Genomic DNA, 22,775 nt, shown 5'->3' with positions numbered 1-22,775 from the left:
TTCACTCGCTCTTGAAAACATTACACGAAATGGCGGGTTTCACCGGCACCATCAATATTATCAACACAGCGCTGACACAACGTAGGGTGAGCATCTAATTTGCCCACTTCGGGCAAGTAATGCCAACAGCGTTCGCACTTTTCATTGGGTGTTTTCGCAATACTGACTCGAAGTCCGCTCAAATCCGTTGCTTCTCCTTGCGCACCATCGTCTAGTGGCAACAATTCAACCGATGACGTGAGCAATGCGAAACGCAATTCATCGCCAAGTTGTGAAAATAAAGCATGGGTATGCTCGTCGGCATAAAGCGTGATATCACATTCCAGCGAACTACCCACATCACCGGCTTTTCGCACTGCTTCGATTTGTTTATTAACGGCGTCTTTCGCCGTCATAAAACGCTGCCAATAATCAGTACCAAAGGTATCACCCGATGGCAAACGTGCCAGCTCGTGCCAGCGCGCTGCAAACACAGACTGGCTACGGTCGCCTGGCAGCAGTTGCCAAATTTCGTCGGCGGTAAAACTTAATATCGGTGTAATCCAGCGAACAAATGCTTCCGCCACATGATAAATCGCTGTTTGTACAGAACGGCGCGCCAAACTATCCGACTTGGTGGTGTACTGGCGATCACGAACAATATCGAGATAGAAACTACTTAAATCTACGACGCAGAAATTGTGTAAACGCTGATAAATGGTGTGGAACTGATATTTATCGTAGAGCTCAATAATTTCGTCTTGTAATTGCGCAGCGCGATCTACCAACCAACGGTCCAGTGCCAGCATTTCATCGAAATCCACCGCGTCATTTTCGGGTTCAAATCCGTTTATATTAGACAACAAATAACGCGCTGTATTTCGAATACGACGATAAGAGTCAGACGAACGATTCAGAATCTCATTGGAAACATTCATTTCCGACGAGCAATCGGTTGACGCCACCCACAAACGCAATACGTCAGCACCGAGCTTATTGATCACTTCGCCAGGCAAAATGACATTACCCAGTGACTTCGACATTTTGCGTCCATCAGCATCGACCGTAAAACCGTAAGTCATGACTTGCTTGTAAGGAGGCTCCCCTTCAATCGCCATAGCGGTTTTTAAAGACGACTGAAACCAACCACGATGTTGGTCCGAACCTTCCAAATATAAATCGGCTGGATAGCGCAGCTCTTCGCGTTTTTTCAACACAGCAAAGTGGGTAACACCGGAATCAAACCAAACATCGAGCGTGTCGGTGACTTTTTCATAATTGTCCGCTTCAGCACCCAACAGCTCAGAGGGATCAAGATCAAACCAGGCATCCATCCCCTCTTTCTCAACACGTTGCGCGACTTCTTCAATTAAATGCGGCATCTCAGGATGCAGCGCTTGTGTGTCTTTATGCACGAACAATGCGATAGGCGCACCCCAGGTGCGCTGACGAGAGATACACCAATCGGGACTGGATTCCACCATCCCTTCGATGCGCGCTTCGCCCCATGCAGGCAACCACTCAACATTTTTGATGGCGTCTTTCACGGCACCCAGCAAATTATTTTGCGTGAGCGAAATAAACCACTGTGGTGTTGCGCGGAAAATCAGTGGTGTTTTAGTTCGCCAGCAATGCGGAAAACTGTGGGTGATTTTTGCTTCGTTAAGTAATGCGCCACGCTCTTTCAACAGGTCGATAACTTTTTCATCGACCTTATAAACGTGATCACCAGCAAAGATCTCAACGTTATCGCCATAGACACCGTTGGCATTAACGTAATTCAAGGTACCGATGTCGTATTTTTTGCCCACCAAGAAGTCGTCCATGCCATGATCGGGTGCAGTATGAACACAACCAGTACCTGCGTCGGTAGTGACATGGTCACCCAGAATAATGGGGACCTGGCGATCATAAAATGGATGTTGCAATAAAATATTTTCTAAATCTGCACCATCGCATTCACCGACGATAGGCACACTTTCCCAGCCCACACGCTGGCTGATGGATTCCAATAAATCCTCTGCAACAATTAGACGCTCTTCACCCACTTGCACGGCCACGTAACGCAGCTCAGGGTTAACGGAAACTGCTTGGTTCGCAGGCAATGTCCAAGGCGTGGTGGTCCAGATCACGACTTTAACTTCACCCAAACCGGTGAGGTTAGGCATGATGGGTTCAATCGCCGCTTGATCGACAAGGGGGAATTTCACATCAATTGAGAAAGATGTTTTATCTTGGTACTCAACTTCTGCTTCCGCCAACGCAGAACCACCCACCACACTCCAATACACAGGTTTAAAGCCTTTTTGCAGGTGGCCGTTCTCGGCAATTTTACCCAGCGCACGAATAATATCGGCTTCGAATTCATAGTTCATGGTGAGATAGGGATCATCCCAATCACCGAACACACCTAAACGAATAAAGTCTTGCTTCTGGCCGTTGACCTGCTTGGTCGCATACTCGCGACATTTTTTGCGGAAGGTTTTGTGATCGACCTTAACACCGGCTTTACCGATTTTTTTCTCGACTTGATGTTCGATAGGCAAGCCGTGGCAGTCCCAACCCGGCACGTAAGGGGCATCAAAGCCGCTCAAGGTTTTGGCTTTGATAATAATATCTTTTAAGGTTTTATTAACTGCATGCCCCAAGTGAATATTGCCGTTCGCATAGGGAGGACCATCATGCAAAATAAACTTCTCGCAACCCGCACGCGCATCTCGAATCTGCTGGTAAACATTCTCTTGCTGCCAACGTTTTAAGGTTTGTGGCTCACGCTGAGCGAGATTTGCTTTCATAGGAAAAGCAGTTTTTGGCAAATTTAGTGTATCTTTATAGTTCGTCATTGATGTCGTAATAACCTGATGTCAATAATTTGGAGTGGCTGCGACCTTCTACAACCTAACCCCTCTATGTTGTTTTGTTTGCGGCGTCCACTTTAAATAACGTTTGCGCGTTTTTAATATCTTGCTGGATTTGCGCCTGTAAGGACGGCAACGATTCAAACTTTTGTTCGTCACGTAGTTTATGCTGAAAACGCACAACAACACGCTGCCCATACAAATCGCCAGAAAAATCCAACAGGTGCGCTTCCAACAACGCTTTAGGTTCATTATTCACTGTCGGGCGCATACCCACATTAATAACAGCAAAATACTCACCTGCCCGAGTATTTACATGACCAGCGTAAGTCCCTATAAATGGAGATGTTAATCGCTTGAGATCAACATTTGCCGTGGGCACCCCCAGCTGCCGACCTAGTTGGCGACCATATTTAACTCGCCCCGCAATGGTAAAAGGACGCCCCAAACAAGCCTCTGCGGAGGCAAAGTCTCCTTGCGCGAGCAATTCACGGATGCGTGTACTACTCACTCGCTCACCTTCAAGACAAACAGTTTGAGCGCTTTCCATGGTAAAACCATGCTGAGCGGCATACTGTTCAAGCAACGCCTTATCGCCGCGGCGTTGCTGGCCGAACTTAAAGTCATCCCCCACTACCAAGTGCTTTACGCCGAGCCCTTCCAACAAAATTTCTTCGATGAAATCTTCAGGCGACTGTTGGCTCAGCGCTTTATTGAAGCTTAAGCACAGCACCCGATCAATCCCACACTCAAAGAGCGCTAAACACTTTTCACGAAAGGGCAAAATCCTCGCCACAGATTGACTGCGCTGAAAATACTCGCGAGGCAATGGCTCAAAGATGATGGCAACTGCGGGCAAATTCAATTGCCGTGCTTTGCTAATCGCCTGCTTAAGGACCGCGCGATGCCCGAGATGGACTCCATCAAACGCACCAATCGTCACAACACTGCCGTGATGCTCGGGTCGAAGGTTGATCCGGCCTCGAATCAGTTGCTTGGGTTGTTCGGTCACGGAGGGTCAACGGCTCCCTGGGCCTTCATCATTGTTGGGGCAAAACGAAGGCGGGAGTATACCCCAGGAGGCGCACAGCGCCTACCGTGGGACGAGATCAGTGGGGGAGGTCGTCGGGCTTAATTTCTGCTCGGAGAATATCTTTCCAACTCAGAATACCGACCACAACATTGCTTGCATCAACCACCGGCAAGATGGAAATTTCATGCTTAAGTAGGATCCCAGCCGCATCGCTAAGGGATTGGTGAGGGGAAATGGTAATCGGGTCTTTGGTCATAATATCCTGCGCCGACAATGCTAGCAGGGAGTGATCCGCCTCCGATTCATGATCTGTCCCAATGTGCGGGCACAGGCTGGATAAGACATCACGATCTGAAATGATGCCTATCAGGCGTTCATTCTCTTCGACCAGCAAATGATGGTAGTGAACGTCCGTTAGGATTTCATGGATAAGCTCCAAGGGCTCGTCGGGCGCCACACCATGCACATGGACGCTCATCAAGTTCGACACGGGTTGCGACATATCCATACCAGGCTCCTATCACCATATCGCTCAATACCGGCAACAATATTGGTTACCGATATATTGAGATTAGCACAGGAATTCACGAACTAAGCGCGGTGCGGCGCCTTGAGATGCTGAGGTCGCAACCCGCAGAGCCATAGTGTGGCAGCATAGGTGAACAAACCAGCAAAACACAGACCTGCCAGATGAAGGGAACGCTGCCACCAACCCCAATCAATCCAGCCACCCCATTGATCAAGCAACAGCACTAAAACCACAATCATGGCGACCGTTGCCGAGACCAAAGCTAAAGCAAAGCGGCCAAATTGAGGGCCGACATGATAAACACCTAAGCGTCGCAACCCCCTAAACAAAAGAGCCGCGTTGAGCGTTGCAGACGCTGCTGTAGCCAAGGCCAAGCCAACGTGCCCCAACCCGTAACCGATCAGCGAGAACACAAATACCGCGTTACACACCATGTTAACGATCATAGCGATGACACCAATACGCACGGGGGTTTTCATATCTTGGCGGGAAAAGTAACCTGAGGCCAACACCTTAATCAACATAAACGCCACTAGCCCTAAGCTGTATGCCTGGAGACTGTAACTCGACATCGTGATGTCAGCCACCGTGGCACGATTATATTGAAAGAGCGTCAACAAAATCGGCTGCGCCAAAACACATAACGCTGCTGCAGCCGGCACACCCAGCAGGCACACCATACGCACAGCCCAGTCCAGCGTAAGACCAAAATCCTTGCCATTGTCCGACGTATGTTGACGAGACAAGCTAGGAAGGATGACAGTAGCGATTGCAATGCCAAACACGCCGAGAGGCAATTCCGACAAGCGATCAGAGAAATACAGCCACGATACGCTCCCGGTAGGCAACAAAGTCGCCAGTATTGTATCGAGCGTCAGATTTATTTGGCTCACTGACACGCCAAAGAGCGCTGGCACCATGAGCTTGAGTATCTTTTTTACTCCTGGGTGATGCCAGTCCATGCGCGGACGCGGCATTAACTCCATCTTCATCAAGAAGGGTAATTGGAAGGTCAGCTGCACGATGCCCGCCGCCAACACCCCCCAAGCAAGCGCTAACGCTGGAGGGTCAACCATTGGCGATACGAAAACTCCCGCCGAAATCAAGCAAACATTGAGAAGCACTGGCGTGAAGGCTGGTACTGCGAAGTAACCGAAACTATTAAGGATCGCCCCGGCAAAGCCGGTCATGGAGATAAGAAATAAATAAGGTGCGGTAAATCGAATAAAATCAGTGGTTAGCCCAAACTTATAAGGATCATTCCAATAGCCTAACGCAAACACTCCGGTTACCACCGGTGCACCGACGACCATTAGCACGGTAACCAACAGCAAACTCGCCCCTAGACACCCTGCAACCCGATCAATCAGCTCCTTCACCGCCGCAACTGAGCCAGCTTCCCTGTACTCGGAAAGAACCGGGACAAAGGCTTGCGCAAAAGCCCCTTCGGCAAATAAACGCCGCAAAAAATTGGGGATTTTAAAGGCAAGAAAGAATGCATCAGCATCCGCACCCGCACCAATGTAGCGGAACAAAATATTGTCACGCACTAAGCCAAGCACTCGCGACAGCATAGTCATCGAGCTTACAACCGCACTCGACTTCAGCAGTTTATGGGACGTTTGCGTCGCCTGAATGTCACTCATCTTTGAAGGTAGAGCCTATAACACATTGAAAACTGTAGGGAATGAGGGACAGCATCGTACCTGCAACCCTGAGATGAGACCACTTAATTTTTTTGAGCAATAAAAAACCCTTACCAGCGAAACTGATAAGGGTTTTCGAAGACCTGAGAAGATTTAAACGCTGAAACCTTCCTTGCTAAACGGCAAGGTGCGAATACGATGCCCAGTTGCTGCGTGAATGGCATTACAAACAGCCGCCGCAAGAGGTGGGAACGCAGGCTCACCCAGCCCCGTCGGCGCAAACTCAGATTGGATAAAGTGAGTTTCGATTTCCGGGGTACTACGCATTCTTAGCGGGCGATAATTATGGTAATTAGATTGCTCAACCACGCCCCCCTCCATTGTCACCTCGAGATCAGCCATGGTACTTAACGCGTCCACAACGCTGCCTTCTACTTGGTTTTCAGCTCCACTCAAATTGACGATTGGACCAACGTCTGCGGCAACTACCACCTTGTGCACAGTGACCTTTTTGTTGGCGTCAACACTCACCTCGGCCACTTCAGCAATATGACCTGAGTGGGAGAAATGGAACGCCAAACCCATACCTCTGCCTGGAGGTAAAGTTTTACCCCAGCCCGCTTTCTCGGCTGCTAGCTTAATTACGTCAGCCGCTCTACCGGTATTCAGTGATCGAGTATTTCCTTCTTTAAACCAACGAGGCTCACCCATCACTTCGAGCAGAAACTCTTTGTGATCACGACCCGCCGCATCAGCTAGCTCAGCCACAAAGCTTTGCATAACCCAACCAAACGCATTCGCACCGGGAGCGCGCCAAGCATAGCAAGGTGTGCCAGTATCCAGTTGAGTTTGGGTCACTTTGCAGTTGTCGACGTTGAGCGCAGGAAACTCATCGGAAGCTAATGAACCACCACTGACGGGTCGACCGCCAAATGCAAAGGTAATGAAGTGATTTTGCCAAGCTGATAACTTACCGTCGGCGCCAACTGCACCTTTCAGCGAGTGGAAGCCGCCTGGGCGGAAGTGATCATGTTGTATATCTTCCTCTCGCGTCCACTGTAGCTTAACTGGAGCGTCAACACGCTGAGCAATAGCAGCCACCTCAGCGACATAATCATTGAGAAGGCGGCGACCGAACCCACCACCAATACGCGTTTGGTGGATTGTAATGTCTGACGCTGGAATCCCAGTCGCCGCAGAAGCGCTAGCAGGCGCACGCTGCGGGGTCTGAGAAGGCGCCCAAATTTCCATTTTGCCATCTTTATGCCACGCCACACAGTTTTGAGGCTCCAATGGCGCATGTGAAGCGAATTGGTAGGTGTAAAAACCTTCCACTGTTTTCGCTGCATCACCAAACGCCGCAGCCACATCACCACTCTCGGAGACGACTTTCTCACCGTCTTCGGCAGCCAAAGACTTCGCTTTAGCAGCACTATCGGTCCAGCTTAGAGTAGATGCTTTGCTAGTATCCCACTCCACTTTCAACTGCTTGCGCGCCTGAAACACAGACCAGGTGGAGTTGCCCACAATAGCAACGCCTGATGGCAGATCAGCATGTGTGCCTTTCGCACCCAAAATAAAGGCATCTTTAATACCCGACATTTTTTTGATGTCTTCGAGATTTGCACTTTTAGCAACACCACCAAACTGCGGGCATCGCGCAAAAGAGGCGTAAAGCATACCCGGCAGACGTGTATCGATACCAAACAAAGGCTTACCAGTCACAATAGCCTCGTTATCAACACCAGTGATTCGCTTACCCAGCAACTTAAAGTCGCTGCGATCTTTCATGGGCACACGCTTGGGCACATCTAGCTTCGCCGCGGCCTCGGCTAAGCTGCCATAGCTTAAACGCTGGCCATCCGGCGCAATCACAGCGCCGCTGTCAGTTCTCAGCGACGCCGCATCGACATTGAGCTGTTTTGCAGCAGCCGCGACCAACATAGCTCTAGCCGCAGCGCCAGCTTGACGGAGCGCCATCCAATTCATCGGGATTGACAGTGAACCACCCGCAAACTGCCGGCCATAACGAGAATCGATAGCGGATTGCTCGACAATGACATCGTCCCAGCTGGCGTCCAGCTCTTCAGCAATAATCATGGGCAGGGACGTTTTAACACCCTGCCCAATCTCAGGATTGACAGCGTAAATATAAATTTCGCCACTTGGTGCTATGCGCACGAAAGCAGTTAGCGTTGGTAAATCGCCTTCACGGTCTTGAGCTTCGGCCAGTTGAGGGGCGATTCCCACGGCGAGGGTCAAACCTCCCCCTGCGACACCCATCAACTTGAGAAAGGAACGACGACCTAACGAGGCTGCAGGCAACTTTGCTAGAGCTGACTCCGTTTGCTGAAACAGCTCGGCGAGAATTGGATCAGGAATATCGGACTGAGGGTTTAGATGACTCATGCCTTCTCTCCTTGATTTTCAGCCGCCGTGTGGATCGCCGCACGAATACGTTTATAAGTACCACAACGACAGAAGTTACCAGACATTGCCTGGTCAATTTCTTCATCGGTTGGATTTGGCTTTGCCTGCAGTAACGCCGTCGCGGACATTACCTGACCAGCCTGACAGTAGCCACATTGCGCAACGTCGTGGTCTACCCATGCCTGCTGGACTGCGGTCAACTTACCGTCATCCGCCAGGCCCTCAATGGTAGTAATTTGTTTGCCTTCTAAAGACGAGACAGGCGTCGAACATGAGCGCACTGGCTGCCCATCGACATGCACGGTACACGCACCGCACTGTGCGATGCCACAACCGTATTTAGCGCCGACCAATCCCAAAGAATCGCGTAATACCCACAAAAGAGGTGTGGATGGATCAACCTCGTTTACGGTTTGTTCCTGACCATTAATTGAAAGTTTTATAGTAGACATGAGCTCGTTCCGTTCAGTCGTCAGAGGCTTGAATAGTAAACCCAGTGTTCTAACGCCCCGACAGATCAAAGTCAAGCAACTATACATTCCATAACAGGCTCTACGTCACAAGGTGGCAGCAAGCGAGGTAAAGCGCAAAACAGGCGATAGTTAATACCTAGCATTAAGAATAACAATGCGACCTAAAGCGACCCGATGAAGAATCAGATTGTTATATTAATGGAAAAAGCATTTTTTTATCCGCCCCAATCTAAGCGAGAGGCATCAGAAGTTTTATTCATGAAACATCATGTAAAAAAATATAATTGTTTTTCTAGCGGCTTTACCAAACTCCGGAATGAGTACACACTCTGCCCTCGCTAGTTAAATCAAAATAATAAGGTCACCATTCAAACCCGCTTTTCTAACGAAAGGTGTGGAACAATAAACAAAGAAAGGAGAGGAACTCATCATGCGTAAACTACGCCATATTTCTCAGCGGTTATTCTCAGGAACATTAACAACGATTCTCTTTGTGCTTTCGACTCACGTTATCGCTGGAGCCGGTGAGATCCAGAGCGCACTCAACTCCGACAAACGCACAGCGGGCGATAGCGAGCGTGATGCAGGTCGAAAACCTGCCGAGGTGCTGGCTTTTCTCGGCGTTAATGAAGGCTCGACTGTCCTCGATTTAATGGCGTCTGGCGGCTGGTATACCGAAGTCATGTCACTTGCCGTTGGCGAATCAGGCAAAGTGTATGCGCAAAACTCTCCGGCATTTTTGAAGTTCCGTGACGGCTATTATGACAAGGCGTTAACCGAGCGTCTTGCTGGAAACCGACTTCCCAACGTCCAACGAATAAACGCTGACTTCAATGCAATGGGTCTGGAGAATGAAGTTGATGTCGCGATTACTGCCCTCAACTTTCATGACATTTATAACCGCAATCCCGACGATGCAATTGCCATGTTAAAAGATGTGAAAAAGGCACTAAAGCCAGGCGGGGTTATCGGCTTAATTGACCACGACGGCAATCCGGAAGCCGATAACAATAAGTTGCACCGCATGACCAAAGCACAAGCCATTGCGGCAGCCGAAGCAGCCGGTTACGAAGTAACTAGCAGCGATCTATTAAGCAACAGCGAAGACGACCACACCCAAGGCGTATTTGGCCCTGGGCTTCGAGGCAAAACTGACCGATTCTTGTTAAAGCTTAAAAAACCGATGTAATTAAAGCCAACAGCACAAAAAGGGGGTCACAGCACTGTGACCCCCTATTGGCACCCCACTCCAGATCCGGCAGTCAGTGACTAACACGCATTCTCCCCGTAAAATACCGCGCCTACACAAATCACCCTCACGTAACCTCTATCATGATCCAACTACGCTTCCAAACACCTGACACCTGGACTCAAATTGTGCTAGCCGATTTCAACGCTTTTTTAATCGATCACGCAGCGGCGGAAAAAAAAGCCTCGGGCATGGCAGTATCAATGTTATCGCATTACCCCGATCGCCCCGCGATAGTGAAAGCCATGATTGATTTAGCGATTGAAGAAATGACTCACTTTCGCGATGTTGTCCGAATCATGACAGAGCGCAATATACAACTCGCCGCAGACGAAAAAGACCCGTACATCAACCAATTTCGCAAACATATTCGCAAAGACAGCGAGCCCTATTTGCTCGACAGATTAATATCCGCGGGCATTATCGAAGCTCGTGGCTGCGAGCGGTTTAGCTTAATTGCCGATGCACAAGAAGATCTTCAACTAAAGCGGTTTTATACAGCTATTGGTCGCTCCGAATCCCGTCACGCGACGCTGTTCACTGATTTGGCAAAAGAATATTTCCCTGCTGATGAAGTGGAGGAACGCCTTGGAGAAATGCTCGATATCGAAGCTGATATTATAAGCCGACTCCCCTACCGGGCTGCATTGCATTAGCTAGCAATGGCCGATAAACAAGTAACAAAATACCTCGATAAGTATTGCGAAGCTGAGGCTACGCTGCTTAAAGATTTCGCCTTACCGAGCGAATTTCAGAACGGTTTTAAACACGCTGTCGTCATTCCCGCTTACAACGAAACACACGAATTTGTTGATCGCTGGCTTAAGCAGTTTAATGAACATGCATTGTTAATTGTCGTAATCAATGAACCAGACCTCAGCCAAGATCACGACCATAGCTCAACCATTAACAAGACTCTCTTTGATTACCTCACTACACATGGCGCCATAGTGTGGCGCAAAGGCAAATTAGTGTTGGTGATGCGGCTGGGGAGAGCCATCCTTATTGTCGATCGGTTTTCACAAGCCTCCAATAGGATCCCACGCAAACAAGGTGTGGGGCTGGCAAGAAAAATAGGACTCGACATTGCAGTTACCCTGTGGGCAAACGACCAAATCCTGTCTGAGGTCATTCACACGACAGATGCAGATGCCAACCTGCCAGAGGATTACTTCTTACAGACTGAACAACAGCCTTTGTGCGCAGCCTACGTGTACCGCTTTTCACATCGTGGACCCGACAACCCGACCACTCGCGCAACTCGTCTCTACGAACAATCCATACAATATTATGTCGATGGACTTAACTTTGCCGGGTCGCCTTATGCATTTCACACTATCGGCTCCTGCTTGGCCATTTCAGTTCGTCACTATTGCCAAGTGCGTGGCTTTCCCAAAAAAAATGGCGGCGAAGACTTTTATCTACTAAACAAACTGGCCAAATTAGCGCCCATTAAATCATTATCTGGCTCACCCATTTATATCGACTCACGCTTGTCCAATCGTGCGCCCTTTGGAACCGGGCCGAGCGTGGAAAAAATTCTTGGATTAAAAGAGCCAAATAACTTTGGCTGTTATGACCCGGTGATTTTTGTAGAGCTACAAACATTGCTGCGCAGCTTTTCTGAACTCGCCAACGCTGACAGCGTCAACCAATTTCACCTATGGCGCTCTGCTCTTTCGGAAGCCAACCAGCGCATGGTCGACCAGCTTTCTTTCATCGACCTATGGCAACACCTCAACAAACAGCAACATCGCGGCTCCCACGCTCTGAAGCACATCCATTGGTGGTTTGATGCCTTCAGGACGCTCAAGTATGTTCATGAGTCACAACGACACGCCTACCCTCCACTACCATGCCAACTGGCCTTCGAGAATTTCGCGACGCTCACTCATCGTTGAACCCTATACATAACAACTTGTCGAATGCAGCCAACCACGCGGATACATCATTCAAATGAAACACCTTCTGATCAACATTCACTGCCCATCTAGTAACACTCAAAAGCTGCGAGATGCGGCCGTCAAGGGTGCCAGCCACCCTGATATCAGTGACGTAACGCTGCGCGTTGTGGAGCCACTCTCAGCAACGCCAGAGGATGTGCTTTGGGCTGATGCGGTTCTTTTGGGCACGACGGAAAACTTCGGTTACATGAGTGGCGCAATGAAGGACTTTTTTGACCGCGTTTACTATCCCTGCCTCGAACTCAAACAAGGCCTACCCTATGCCATTGGCATTCGCGCCGGTCTCGACGGAACGGGTACCAAAATCGCCATGGAGAAGATCATCTCCGGCTTGAAATGGCGTGAGATTCAGCCTCCGCTAACCTCTAAAGGTGACTTCGACTCTCGCTTTATTAGCGACTGGGAAGAGCTTGGGCTAACCATCGCCGCCGGCTTAGACGCAGGAATATTTTAGATTGCCTTATTTCGCGAGACCGTTGGTTTTTGCAAGAAGAAAAAAGTTCGCCCTACCGCCACACAACCCCAGCCCGTATAATCCGGGCCGACCATTTGCCCGACTGGCACAAAACCACTTGGGCTAACCTTGCCTGGAGGAAACATGAGGAAGTATTTACTAACCTGCTCGGCGTTTGTATTCGCCGCATCAGCTTTGATTGCAGGTTGTGGTGACAACCGTGACAAGATAGAGCCATACCAGCCGCCAATCGAAGCGGACTTTATCAGTGGCGTCGTTGAAGCACCCAATGGCCTAGTCGCCCAATTACAACCCTCCCCTCTTCTCCGGGATATTGCTAATTGGCTGATCCCTTCTGCCTACGCCGCACTGACTGGTATAGAACCCGTTGTAGGTGCTGAGGTGGAGCTAGTCTACATCGATGACACGGGGACTCAGGTAGGCGACGTTATTGATACCGCCATTACCCAAAGTAACGGGGGATTTACGTTGATTGTCCCAGAAGGGGTCGAGATTGAAGAAAGTGGCGACCTCATTGTGCGTGTTCTAGGTGGTCCAGATTTTCGTGGGCAGGTAGTGCGCGGTCGTGCCGATATTAACCCCTACACTGAGCTGCTACTGCGCCGTTTTATCAACGATGGTTTTGACTTATCCGAACTCAATCCGGCATTAGTAGCAGCCATTTACACGTTTATCGATGACTACGAACTTCCCGTCGGGGCCAGTATTGAAGACACCATTACACAACTAGAGACAGAAGTCGGCCCACTTCTCGATAAGCAAATAGAAATATTACTAGCAACACACGGCAGCGCGTCGGATGTGCTCGACTCCTACCGTCTAAGTGAATTTCGCTGGGCCATGGTTGGAGACGGTGATGCTGACCATGTCATCGAGCAATTCAGCCTCACGGTATGGGACAGCCAATGGAATCTGGTTGACGATAGCATCAGCGATGATGGGTATTTACTCGTGAGCCCTGTATTCCAAGATACTGCTTTTTCTCAACTACTTGCCGACAACAGCATAAATTTCAATGCCAGCGAATCTTCACTATCGGGTAGCAGCGGAGGTCTTCTCTCTTCCGACAACATTTTGTATTCCCAAGTAGGATTGCTGCAAAGTCTCAATGGCGACTACCGACGAGATACCCAGCCAGCCGTAGTGGAGTATCAATTCTCTCCGGACTTTAACGTGTTTGCCCTTCCAAGCAAGACCGATAGCGAGTACTTCCGAGTAGTCGATGACGATGATGAAGTCATCGACCCAGCTGAAGAAGCGGGTGACGATTTTACTCGGGGTCTAGTTCTAAGCACCCGCATTCCCACTGAAGCCAGCACTAGCGATCTATCAGGCGATTTTGGGCGGGTTGCTATCACAACATCCATCGAGAATGATGGTAGCGTCGAGGCCGCGCTAACCAAAGATGAAATGAATTTTGATGGTATCGACACCGTAACTTTCACCAGCGGTACTCGCCAAACTCTTTCACGGACCGGCAGCAATAGCACCGACTATCTCAGCGCGACTTTTACTGATACCGATGGCAGCTATGCGATAGATGAAAACGGTAACGTTACCTTGAGAGACACAGAAGAACCAACAGGCTTTGTGAACGCCAACTTCGACTTTTATGGTGCGGTGATTGCTGACAGCACTGACGATGGAGCAGAGGAAGACCCTGAAACACTCTCGACGACACAGGAAATCCAGTGGGCAGTCAAACGTCCAAGCTCATTGATCGACTTGACCGCAAAATCTTACCGATTACTGTTTACTAACTTATCCATGACAGGTGATGCGATTGGCATTAGCTCAGCTCCGTTTGCATCAGTACTAGATATTGGCTCTCCAAGCAGCGGCACGCTGAACAGTAACGTCGATGTCTTGAATCAGCCGAGCCGAAATGCCGGAATCACTCGAAACCAAATAGCCCTCACCAACACACCAGTTACTATCAACTTACTAGCAACTGGCGAACTCACTATGAGTTTCGTCGATAGCAATGGCGATAGCTACAGTCTTGAAGGCTTTCTCAACGCGGCAGGAAACCTTGCCATATTAGGCTCAAGCTTTACGCCAAACGGGGCAAGCGAACCAACTCAGTTAGGCTTAGCGCTATTGATTGAAACACCATAAATATAGAACGCAAAAAAGGGGCTATACGATTACATCGTATAGCCCCTTTTTTTATTGCCATGACCCAGCGCGAGCAATTGTTTTATTACTCGAGAGTTAACCCGTCTAACGACTGCAAGACCTCAACCAGGTATGTCAGAAAACGTCCTGCATTAGCACCGTTGACCGCCCGATGATCATAAGACAACGATAACGGCAGCATCTGCCGCGGTTCAAATTCTTTGCCGTTCCACCAAGGTTTAATACTGGCTTTTGATACACCCAAGATTCCCACCTCTGGCGCATTCACAATCGGTGTAAAACCTTGGCCACCGATTGCTCCCAAACTCGACACAGTAAAGCATCCGCCTTGCATATCGCGCGGCGTCAACTTGCCATCGCGACCTTTGGCCGCCAAACCAGCGACATCTTCAGCAATTTCCCAAATGGATTTTTTATCTGCATCACGAATCACCGGCACAACCAAACCCGCTGGCGTATCCACGGCCATTCCAATATGTACGTACTCTTTTTGGTACATGTGCTCGCCATCTGAATCTAGCGAAACATTAAAACTAGGCTCCTTTTGCAGCGCGAGAGCACAGGCTTTGATAATAAAAGGCACTGGAGATATCTTAATACCGCGTTGCTCAGCATCCGCTTTTTTACTTTTACGGTAACCTTCCAGTGAGGATATATCGGCATCATCAAACTGCGTTACGTGCGGTACATTTAACCAGCTGCGTTGCATATTCGACGCAGTTAGCCGATGTATTTTCGATAATTTAACTTTTTTAACTGAGCCAAATTTACTGAAGTCGATATCGGGTATAGCCGGGATACCACCGCTAGACTTATCTGCAATAAGGTCACGCACATACTTGCGAAGGTCTTCTTTAGTGCAGCGATTACGTGGTCCGGTACCTTTTACTTTTTTAAGATCAACACCCAATTGTCGGGCCAGTTTTCTTACTGCCGGGCCCGCATAGACTTCGCCTTGACTGTCTGGAAGCGTTACCGCAGCGGAATGGGTCTGCGCAGGCTGCGATGCTTTTTCTTTTGTAGCTTTAGGGATTTCCGCTGCTGTCTGCTCTGCCGCTTTCGGGGGTGTATCGACCTGCGGCTCGTTTACTTCGCCAGCCGCAGCCGATGAAATCATACAAACCAACTGCCCTTCTTTAACTGAATCTCCCTCAGACAAAGACACACTCACCACTTTGCCCGAAACCGGACTAGGTACATCGACAGACGCTTTATCCGTTTCGATGACAATTAGGGAATCTCCCTCACTCACGTCGTCACCAGCAGAAACGGAAATTTCGATAACTTCAACGCTATCCGCACCCCCTAGATCTGGCACTTTGACTTCGAAACTCTCCGCCGCTTTTCCGCCTGGAGGTGGCGCCGCTTCGGTAGTGTCGGTAGAGGGTTCCGAGCTTGCTTCGGCATGCTGTTCTTGTGTAGGCTGGGATTCTTCTTCGGCGCTGTTTTCTCCGCAATCAACGGAAGTGTCCAACTCTATAATCGGCGCACCCGTTTTTATCTGATCGCCCTCGTTCACCAAAATTGAAATCACCTTGCCAACCGTATGGCAAGGGACTTCAACCGACGCCTTATCTGTCTCTAACACAATGAGAGATTGTTCCAGCTCCAGTACATCACCAACTGATACACAGACCTCAACCACTTCTGCCGCATCATCTGTACCAATATCAGGAACCTTTACAGTTTGAGTTGCCACGCGTTTTCCTTAGTAAAATCGAATTAGGCGATTGTATTGACGCTTTAAATACATTTTTTGTGCTATCAAGCGGACACTAAAGCAAATAGGGGTCTGACTTTTCAGAATCAATACCAAATTTTTGCATTGCCTCTGAAACCAGTTGCATATCCACCTTACCCTCGTCTGCCAACGCTTTAAGAGCAGCAACTGTAATATAGTGACGATCCACCTCAAAAAACTCGCGCAACTTTGCACGCGTATCACTGCGACCAAAACCATCTGTCCCCAGCACCGTATATCTCGCCGGGATAAATCCACGCAATTGTTCAAAGTAACTCTTGATGTAATCTGACGCAGCAATAACCGGTCCTTTATGTTTTTCGAGCTGTTGCTCAAGATAACTTTTACGCGGCGATTGCGCTGGGTGCATAAGATTCCAGCGACTGGTACTCTGCCCATCCTTCGCCAGCTCATTCACACTCGTCACACTCCAGATCTCAGCCGTCACCTGAAATTCATCTCGCAAAATTTCAGCGGCGGCCTCCACCTCTCGAAGGATCGTACCGCTACCGAGTAATTGAACGGTTTTATCTGATTTAACATCGCACCGACGCAGCAAATAAATACCTTTAATGATGCCTTCTTCCGCATCAACCGGCATGGCGGGATGTTGGTAATTTTCATTCATAGTTGTGATGTAGTAGAAACAGTTTTCCTTTTTTTCATACATACATTCAAGGCCATGCTGAATAATTACCGCCAATTCGTATCCATAGGTAGGATCATAACTACGACAATTTGGAATGGTGCTAGCTAGCACATGGCTATGTCCATCCTGATGTTGCAAGCCTTCACCGTTGAGTGTTGTTCTACCTGCGGTTGCTCCGATTAAAAACCCACGAGCTTGGCTATCACCTGCTGCCCATGCCAAATCACCAATACGCTGAAAACCGAACATGGAATAAAAAATATAAAACGGAATCATCGGTACGTTATAGTTGCTGTAAGCGGTTGCAGCCACTAGCCAGGCAGACATTGCACCGGATTCATTAATACCTTCTTCGAGAATTTGCCCACGCTTATCCTCTTTGTAGTACATAATTTGATTGGAATCGTGGGGTGTATATTTTTGGCCCGCTGAAGAATATATTCCCAACTGACGAAACATACCCTCCATCCCAAATGTTCTAGCCTCATCAGGCACGATAGGCACCACACGAGAACCAACAGATTTGTCTTTCGCCAATGTTGATAAACAGCGTACAAATGCCATCGTGGTGGAAATTTCTCTATCTCCGGAACTTTTAAGTTGCGCCTTGAAAGCATCGAGGGATGGAATTTCTAGTGATTTAAATTCACTTCGCCGAGAAGGAATAGGCCCGCCGAGCTCTTGACGGCGCTGCGACATATATTTTACTTCCGGCGAATCATTCTCTGGTCGGTAATAAGGCACTCGCTTAAGTTCTTCATCAGCGATAGGAATACCAAAACGATCGCGGAATTTTTTCAAACTTTCTAAATCAAGTTTTTTAACAGAGTGCGTCTCATTCTGAGCCTCACCCGCATCACCCATACCGTAGCCCTTTACAGTATGCGCAAGAATAACCGTAGGCTGGCCTTTATGTGCTACCGCTTTGGCGTAAGCGGCGTACACTTTAAATGGATCATGACCACCGCGATTGAGATACATAATATCTTCATCGCTTAAGTCTTTAACCATTTCGAGAAGCTCCGGGGAAGCACCGAAAAAGTGCTCTCGTGTATATGCCCCGCCATTGGCTTTATAGTTTTGCAATTCGCCATCACAAACTTCATCCATACGCTTTTGCAGCAAGCCGTTCTCATCTTTTTCAAATAATGGGTCCCAATGCCTTCCCCAGACGACTTTAATGACGTTCCAGCCAGCGCCACGAAAAATACCTTCAAGTTCCTGAATAATTTTTCCATTGCCCCGTACCGGGCCATCAAGCCTCTGCAAATTGCAATTGATAACAAAAATTAGGTTTTCCAACTGCTCTCGTCCCGCGAGAGAAATCGCGCCTAAAGATTCTGGTTCGTCGCATTCACCATCGCCAAGAAATGCCCATACGTGGCGGTCTCCTCGCGGCGCTAAACCTCGCGCTGACATATACCGCATAAAGTGCGCTTGATAGATTGCCTGAATAGGCCCCAAGCCCATCGACACAGTGGGGAACTGCCAGTAATTAGGCATTAACCATGGATGCGGGTATGAAGATAAGCCTTTACCATCAACTTCGCGACGAAAATTATCTAACTGCTCTTCAGTTAAACGCCCTTCCAAATAGGAACGAGCATACATGCCTGGTGCACTGTGACCTTGGAAATAAATGAGGTCACCACCATCTTCGGCATTATTGCCTTTAAAAAAGTAATTAAAACCGATGTCGTAGAGCGTCGCTGCCGATGAAAAGGTCGCAATATGGCCACCTAACCCTTCATCGTTGCTATTGGCTCGCATAACCATTGCCATCGCATTCCAGCGAATAAGCGAACGGATACGACGCTCCATAAACAGATCGCCAGGCATACGTTTTTCAGCATGGAAGGGAATGGAATTACGAAATGGTGTAGTAATCGCCGGAGGCAGTTCAACTTCAGATGTTACAGCTGCATCAGATAGTGCCTTAATGAGCTCTGCGGCACGCTCCTTACCTGAATGTCGAATAATGGCGTACAGTGAGTCTAACCACTCTTTAGTTTCGAGGGGATCTACATCCTCGTGCATGTAATGCTCCTTAAACAGGCAAGTAACGAAGTAAGCGGCCATATTGGCGGCTTAACAGAAAAATCGACGCAAGTAATCCGCTGTATTAAATAGTTTAGCTGATATGTAAAGGATTGAACGGTGACGTTGCCTATTAGGCGGGTGGAGCTGATACGCGGGTGCAGCAGGAAACCAAAAGATGGCTCGCTTGAAAAAATACAGACAAATTTTCTCAACATGACTTAAATCCGTTACCTCACCTTTTGTGCTGAACAGGATTATTGAAAAAGCGTCTACCACTACGGCATATTATGATGCACATTAGAGTAAAGCCGAAAGCCATATATATTTGATGAATGTACATGGCTCACAGAAATTTCAGAGCGAATCTATGATGAAGATTCTATGCTCAACACGCAGCTGTCGCGAATAATGTGTAATACCTGTTAAGTTAACCAGAAACGCCTCAGCCATGTTGCGACATTAAATTAGTCTGCAACGCCAACAGCACAACTTTTGGTTGCTCTTGCTCCGTCAACTCGGCAGTAATCACGAAGCCGCGCTTTCGGTATCATCATTGGCATCGCCAGCAACAACACCAGGCAATTCGTCATAGCGGGTAGGCCATGCATTTAAGATTGCCTTAATCAAGGTAGCTAAGGGTATCGCAAAAAACACTCCCCAGAAACCCCAAATGCCGCCAAATACCAACACGGCCAGAATAATCGCGATAGGGTGTAAATTAACCGTCTCGGAAAACAACAACGGTACAAGTACATTTCCATCCAGCGCTTGAATAACACCATAGACGATGATCACCGTCATAAAATCAGACGACCAACCCCACTGCATGTATGCAATCATTGCGATAGGAAGGGTCACCACGGCTGCGCCAATATAGGGGATAACAACTGAAAGCCCCACAGAAATCGCGAGCAGCAATGCATAATTAAGCCCCAGAAAAATGAAGGCTACGTAGCTCACGCTCCCGACAATTAGAATCTCGATCACCTTGCCGCGCACATAGTTGGCAATTTGCTGATTCATTTCTAACCCAATTTTCGTCATTACCGGACGCTCATTCGGTAAGAAACTGGCAACGAAGCGGAGCACCTTGCGCCCATCTTTTAGGAAAAAAAACACCAGAATGGGTACAAGAACTAAATACACAATGACCGCCGCCAATATAGGCAACCGAGTAACTGAGAACGATACTACTTGTTGCCCGAAGTCACCAATTCGTTTTGCGATGGCCTCCATAAGTTGTGCGATCTGCGGCTCGCTCACGATGTTTGGGTATTTTTGAGGCAACAGCAACACCACACTCTGCCACTCACCAAACATACGCGGCACGTCCGTCATCAACCGTGTTAGTTGCTGCCACAACCCAGGTAACAAGACCAACATAATCACAGCTAACGCACCGACAAACACAATACTGGCCAAGCTTACCGCAACAAGATGAGGCACACCCCACCCCCGCAACCGCGCGACCATTCCTTCCATCAAAAAGGCAATAATCATACTTGCGATCATTGGCGCTAAAATATCGCCCATCGTCATTAAAACAATGACCGCGCCGATCATAATCAATACCAGCAGCACGGCTTCTTCATCGGCGAAGTAGCGATTAATCCAATTTCTGAAAATACTATACATAGGCATTTGCTACAGGTGTCTTAGATTTTTTGCAAAACATAGGTAAAAGTATCGCCTATCTTTTCCAGTTGAACCAATGAATTACCGCTCAAGTTTGCAAACACCTCAAAATCTCTTTCAGAGCCCGGATCCGTGGCAAGGACTTTTAGACATTCTCCTGACCGCAGAGACTTGAGCCCTTGCTTTGCTTTGAGCAACGGCAACGGACAGGTTAGGCCGGTGGCGTCAACGGTTTCTGCTATGGTTAGTTTATCGCACATAAAATGTTCACAAATCTGTCAAAGGAACTTTACCCCTCAGAATGAGGTCAACTTAGACTGTTCTACGTCGAGTTTTCTACAACGACTGAGGCTTCACAACGCGCAGCATGTTGTCCGTTTCGAAGTGTAACACTTAGTCAGCGGGGTAAAAAGTTGCTAGAGTATGCTCCCCTTATCTTGGAAGTAAATGCGTGCTACAAGTTCTTAACATTGCTTTAAGGCGATTCACCCCTAAACCCATCTGTTTGGCGATTGCCCTGAGCGCTTTGCTTAGCACTTCAGTCTTACCCGCTTATGGCGCAGATGTTGATTTACCGGCACTAGGAGATAGCAGCGCCGGTTTAATCTCACCGCAGCAAGAATACGAACTTGGCCAAAAGGTGCTGAAATTGTACCGCAGCCAAATGCCAACGTCTTCTGACCCGATCATATACAGCTACTTAGAACAATTAATTACCAGTATCGCTGCCCACAGCGATCTACCAGATAAGCGATTCGACTTAATCGTAATCGACAACCCCTCGATTAACGCCTTTGCAGTCCCGGGCCGTATCATCGGCGTCCATACCGGCATTTTTCTAGAAACGGAAAAAGAAGACCAGCTCGCTTCGATACTTGCGCACGAGCTGGCCCACCTCAGTCAACGTCATTACGCCCGACAAGTCCAAGCACAGCAGTCATCTAGCCTGCCCACTATGGCTGGTTTGCTCGCAGGCATTATTCTCGCAGCGGCCGGTAGTGGTGACGCTGGGATGGCCGCTATTATGGCTACACAGGCTGCCGCACTGGATTCACGTTTGCGTTTTAGCCGCTTACACGAACAAGAAGCGGACAGGGTTGGCATTCAAACTCTGGCCGCCGCAGGACGAGATCCCAATGCGGCAGCCGACATGTTTGAAGTCATGCTACGTGATGCGCGCTTTTACCGAAAGCCACCGGAGTTTTTATCAACACACCCTGTGACTGAAAGCCGAATTGCCGATGCACGCGCTAGAGCAATGCAGTTTCCCCAGCGAGAATACCCGGATTCTGTTGATTTCCATTTAATTGCCGCACGCGCTAAGTTACATCACTCCGAATCTATTCAGCACGCCATCAAAGCATTTCAAAGCGAAGTAGACGGACAGTCTATATCTCAAGAAGCCAGTCGTTATGGCTTAGTACTGGCGCTAACAGAAGCAGGAAAAACGCAGCAAGCGCGTGAAGAACTGGATAATTTACTGGCCAAGCGCCCAGAAAAACTCATTTACACTCTCGCTTCTGCGGACGTCGATGCCAAAGAAGAAGATTACAAAAGCGCGCTAAACAAACTCAACAAATTGCTAAAACTCTACCCCAGTAGCCATGCCGTCAATATACAGTTTGCCGAAACATTAATGTCTGCAAAAGAATATGAACTGTGCGAACAGCTTTTAGTGCGTTATTCGCGCATTCGAAGTGACAACGACTATGTTTGGTATCTTCTAGCAGAGGTTCACGGTTTAGTCGGCAACATTATCGAGGTTCATCGGGCTCGCGCCGAATATTTTATTTTGAACGGCATCTACCAACGTGCTGAACGACAATTACAAAACGCCTATCGACTAGTCGATAATAATACGCCGACCGCTGCACTTATCGAGCAACGTTTAATTGACGTTAAACAACTTCAGAAAGAGGCAAAACTGTAACCTAT

General features: G+C 48.5%; 16 protein-coding genes. 6 read left to right on the top strand and 10 right to left on the bottom strand.

What is annotated here, in order from left to right; all coding sequences use genetic code 11:
• Positions 1-20: 20 nt before the first annotated feature.
• The 6 genes from ileS to ACZ5NB_RS03775 all read right to left on the bottom strand — a co-directional run bounded on the left by ileS (position 21) and on the right by ACZ5NB_RS03775 (position 8,927).
• Positions 21-2,822 carry an isoleucine--tRNA ligase gene (gene ileS / locus ACZ5NB_RS03800; RefSeq protein ID WP_460231650.1) on the bottom strand — a complete coding sequence of 934 codons (2,802 nt, stop codon included), beginning with the start codon at positions 2,820-2,822 and terminating at the stop codon, positions 21-23.
• Positions 2,823-2,886: 64 nt separating this feature from the next.
• On the bottom strand, positions 2,887-3,849 hold the full coding sequence (gene ribF, locus ACZ5NB_RS03795) for a bifunctional riboflavin kinase/FAD synthetase (RefSeq protein ID WP_464107844.1): 963 nt from the start codon (positions 3,847-3,849) through the stop codon (positions 2,887-2,889).
• Between the two features lie 97 nt (positions 3,850-3,946).
• Entirely contained in the window at positions 3,947-4,378 is a 432-nt protein-coding gene (locus tag ACZ5NB_RS03790) for a CBS domain-containing protein (RefSeq protein ID WP_460238249.1), read from the bottom strand.
• 83 nt (positions 4,379-4,461) lie between these two features.
• Positions 4,462-6,045, bottom strand: a complete 1,584-nt coding sequence (gene murJ, locus ACZ5NB_RS03785; RefSeq protein WP_460238250.1) for a murein biosynthesis integral membrane protein MurJ — start codon at positions 6,043-6,045, stop codon at positions 4,462-4,464.
• A 153-nt stretch (positions 6,046-6,198) separates the two neighbouring features.
• A complete protein-coding gene (locus tag ACZ5NB_RS03780) occupies positions 6,199-8,454 on the bottom strand; it encodes a xanthine dehydrogenase family protein molybdopterin-binding subunit (protein ID WP_460231646.1) in 2,256 nt (751 codons plus the stop codon).
• Positions 8,451-8,927 (bottom strand): (2Fe-2S)-binding protein, encoded by a 477-nt coding sequence (locus tag ACZ5NB_RS03775; RefSeq protein ID WP_460231645.1) that lies wholly within the window; start codon positions 8,925-8,927, stop codon positions 8,451-8,453. The genes ACZ5NB_RS03780 and ACZ5NB_RS03775 overlap by 4 nt, the downstream gene beginning before the upstream one ends.
• Before the next feature lie 451 nt (positions 8,928-9,378).
• Between ACZ5NB_RS03775 and ACZ5NB_RS03770 the strand changes: the two genes are divergently transcribed.
• The 5 genes from ACZ5NB_RS03770 to ACZ5NB_RS03750 all read left to right on the top strand — a co-directional run bounded on the left by ACZ5NB_RS03770 (position 9,379) and on the right by ACZ5NB_RS03750 (position 14,754).
• The gene (locus tag ACZ5NB_RS03770; RefSeq protein WP_460231644.1) at positions 9,379-10,137 is read left to right on the top strand and encodes a class I SAM-dependent methyltransferase; all 759 of its coding nucleotides are present in this window, start codon (positions 9,379-9,381) and stop codon (positions 10,135-10,137) included.
• A 143-nt stretch (positions 10,138-10,280) separates the two neighbouring features.
• Positions 10,281-10,853, top strand: coding sequence for a MiaE family protein (locus ACZ5NB_RS03765; protein WP_460231643.1), 573 nt, complete (start codon positions 10,281-10,283; stop codon positions 10,851-10,853).
• A 6-nt stretch (positions 10,854-10,859) separates the two neighbouring features.
• Positions 10,860-12,098 carry a hypothetical protein gene (locus tag ACZ5NB_RS03760; RefSeq protein ID WP_460231642.1) on the top strand — a complete coding sequence of 413 codons (1,239 nt, stop codon included), beginning with the start codon at positions 10,860-10,862 and terminating at the stop codon, positions 12,096-12,098.
• A 55-nt stretch (positions 12,099-12,153) separates the two neighbouring features.
• Positions 12,154-12,615, top strand: a complete 462-nt coding sequence (locus ACZ5NB_RS03755) for a flavodoxin family protein (RefSeq protein ID WP_460231641.1) — start codon at positions 12,154-12,156, stop codon at positions 12,613-12,615.
• A 144-nt stretch (positions 12,616-12,759) separates the two neighbouring features.
• The gene (locus tag ACZ5NB_RS03750; protein WP_460231640.1) at positions 12,760-14,754 is read left to right on the top strand and encodes a hypothetical protein; all 1,995 of its coding nucleotides are present in this window, start codon (positions 12,760-12,762) and stop codon (positions 14,752-14,754) included.
• Between the two features lie 85 nt (positions 14,755-14,839).
• Here the strand turns inward: ACZ5NB_RS03750 and ACZ5NB_RS03745 are convergent, their stop codons facing one another.
• The 4 genes from ACZ5NB_RS03745 to ACZ5NB_RS03730 form a co-directional block, all read right to left on the bottom strand.
• A complete protein-coding gene (locus tag ACZ5NB_RS03745; protein WP_460231639.1) occupies positions 14,840-16,474 on the bottom strand; it encodes a dihydrolipoyllysine-residue acetyltransferase in 1,635 nt (544 codons plus the stop codon).
• A gap of 76 nt (positions 16,475-16,550) precedes the next feature.
• A complete protein-coding gene (aceE, locus tag ACZ5NB_RS03740) occupies positions 16,551-19,202 on the bottom strand; it encodes a pyruvate dehydrogenase (acetyl-transferring), homodimeric type (protein WP_460231638.1) in 2,652 nt (883 codons plus the stop codon).
• Positions 19,203-19,730: 528 nt separating this feature from the next.
• Positions 19,731-20,840: an AI-2E family transporter gene (locus tag ACZ5NB_RS03735; protein WP_460231637.1), complete on the bottom strand. Its 1,110-nt coding sequence runs from the start codon at positions 20,838-20,840 to the stop codon at positions 19,731-19,733.
• 20 nt (positions 20,841-20,860) lie between these two features.
• Complete coding sequence (locus ACZ5NB_RS03730) at positions 20,861-21,100, bottom strand: sulfurtransferase TusA family protein (protein ID WP_460231636.1); 240 nt, start codon at positions 21,098-21,100, stop codon at positions 20,861-20,863.
• Positions 21,101-21,291: 191 nt separating this feature from the next.
• Between ACZ5NB_RS03730 and ACZ5NB_RS03725 the strand changes: the two genes are divergently transcribed.
• A complete protein-coding gene (locus ACZ5NB_RS03725) occupies positions 21,292-22,770 on the top strand; it encodes a M48 family metalloprotease (protein ID WP_460231635.1) in 1,479 nt (492 codons plus the stop codon).
• Positions 22,771-22,775: the final 5 nt, after the last annotated feature.

The sequence above is a fragment of the Aurantivibrio plasticivorans genome, from assembly GCF_055392955.1.
This window is presented reverse-complemented; position numbering and strand designations above follow the sequence as displayed.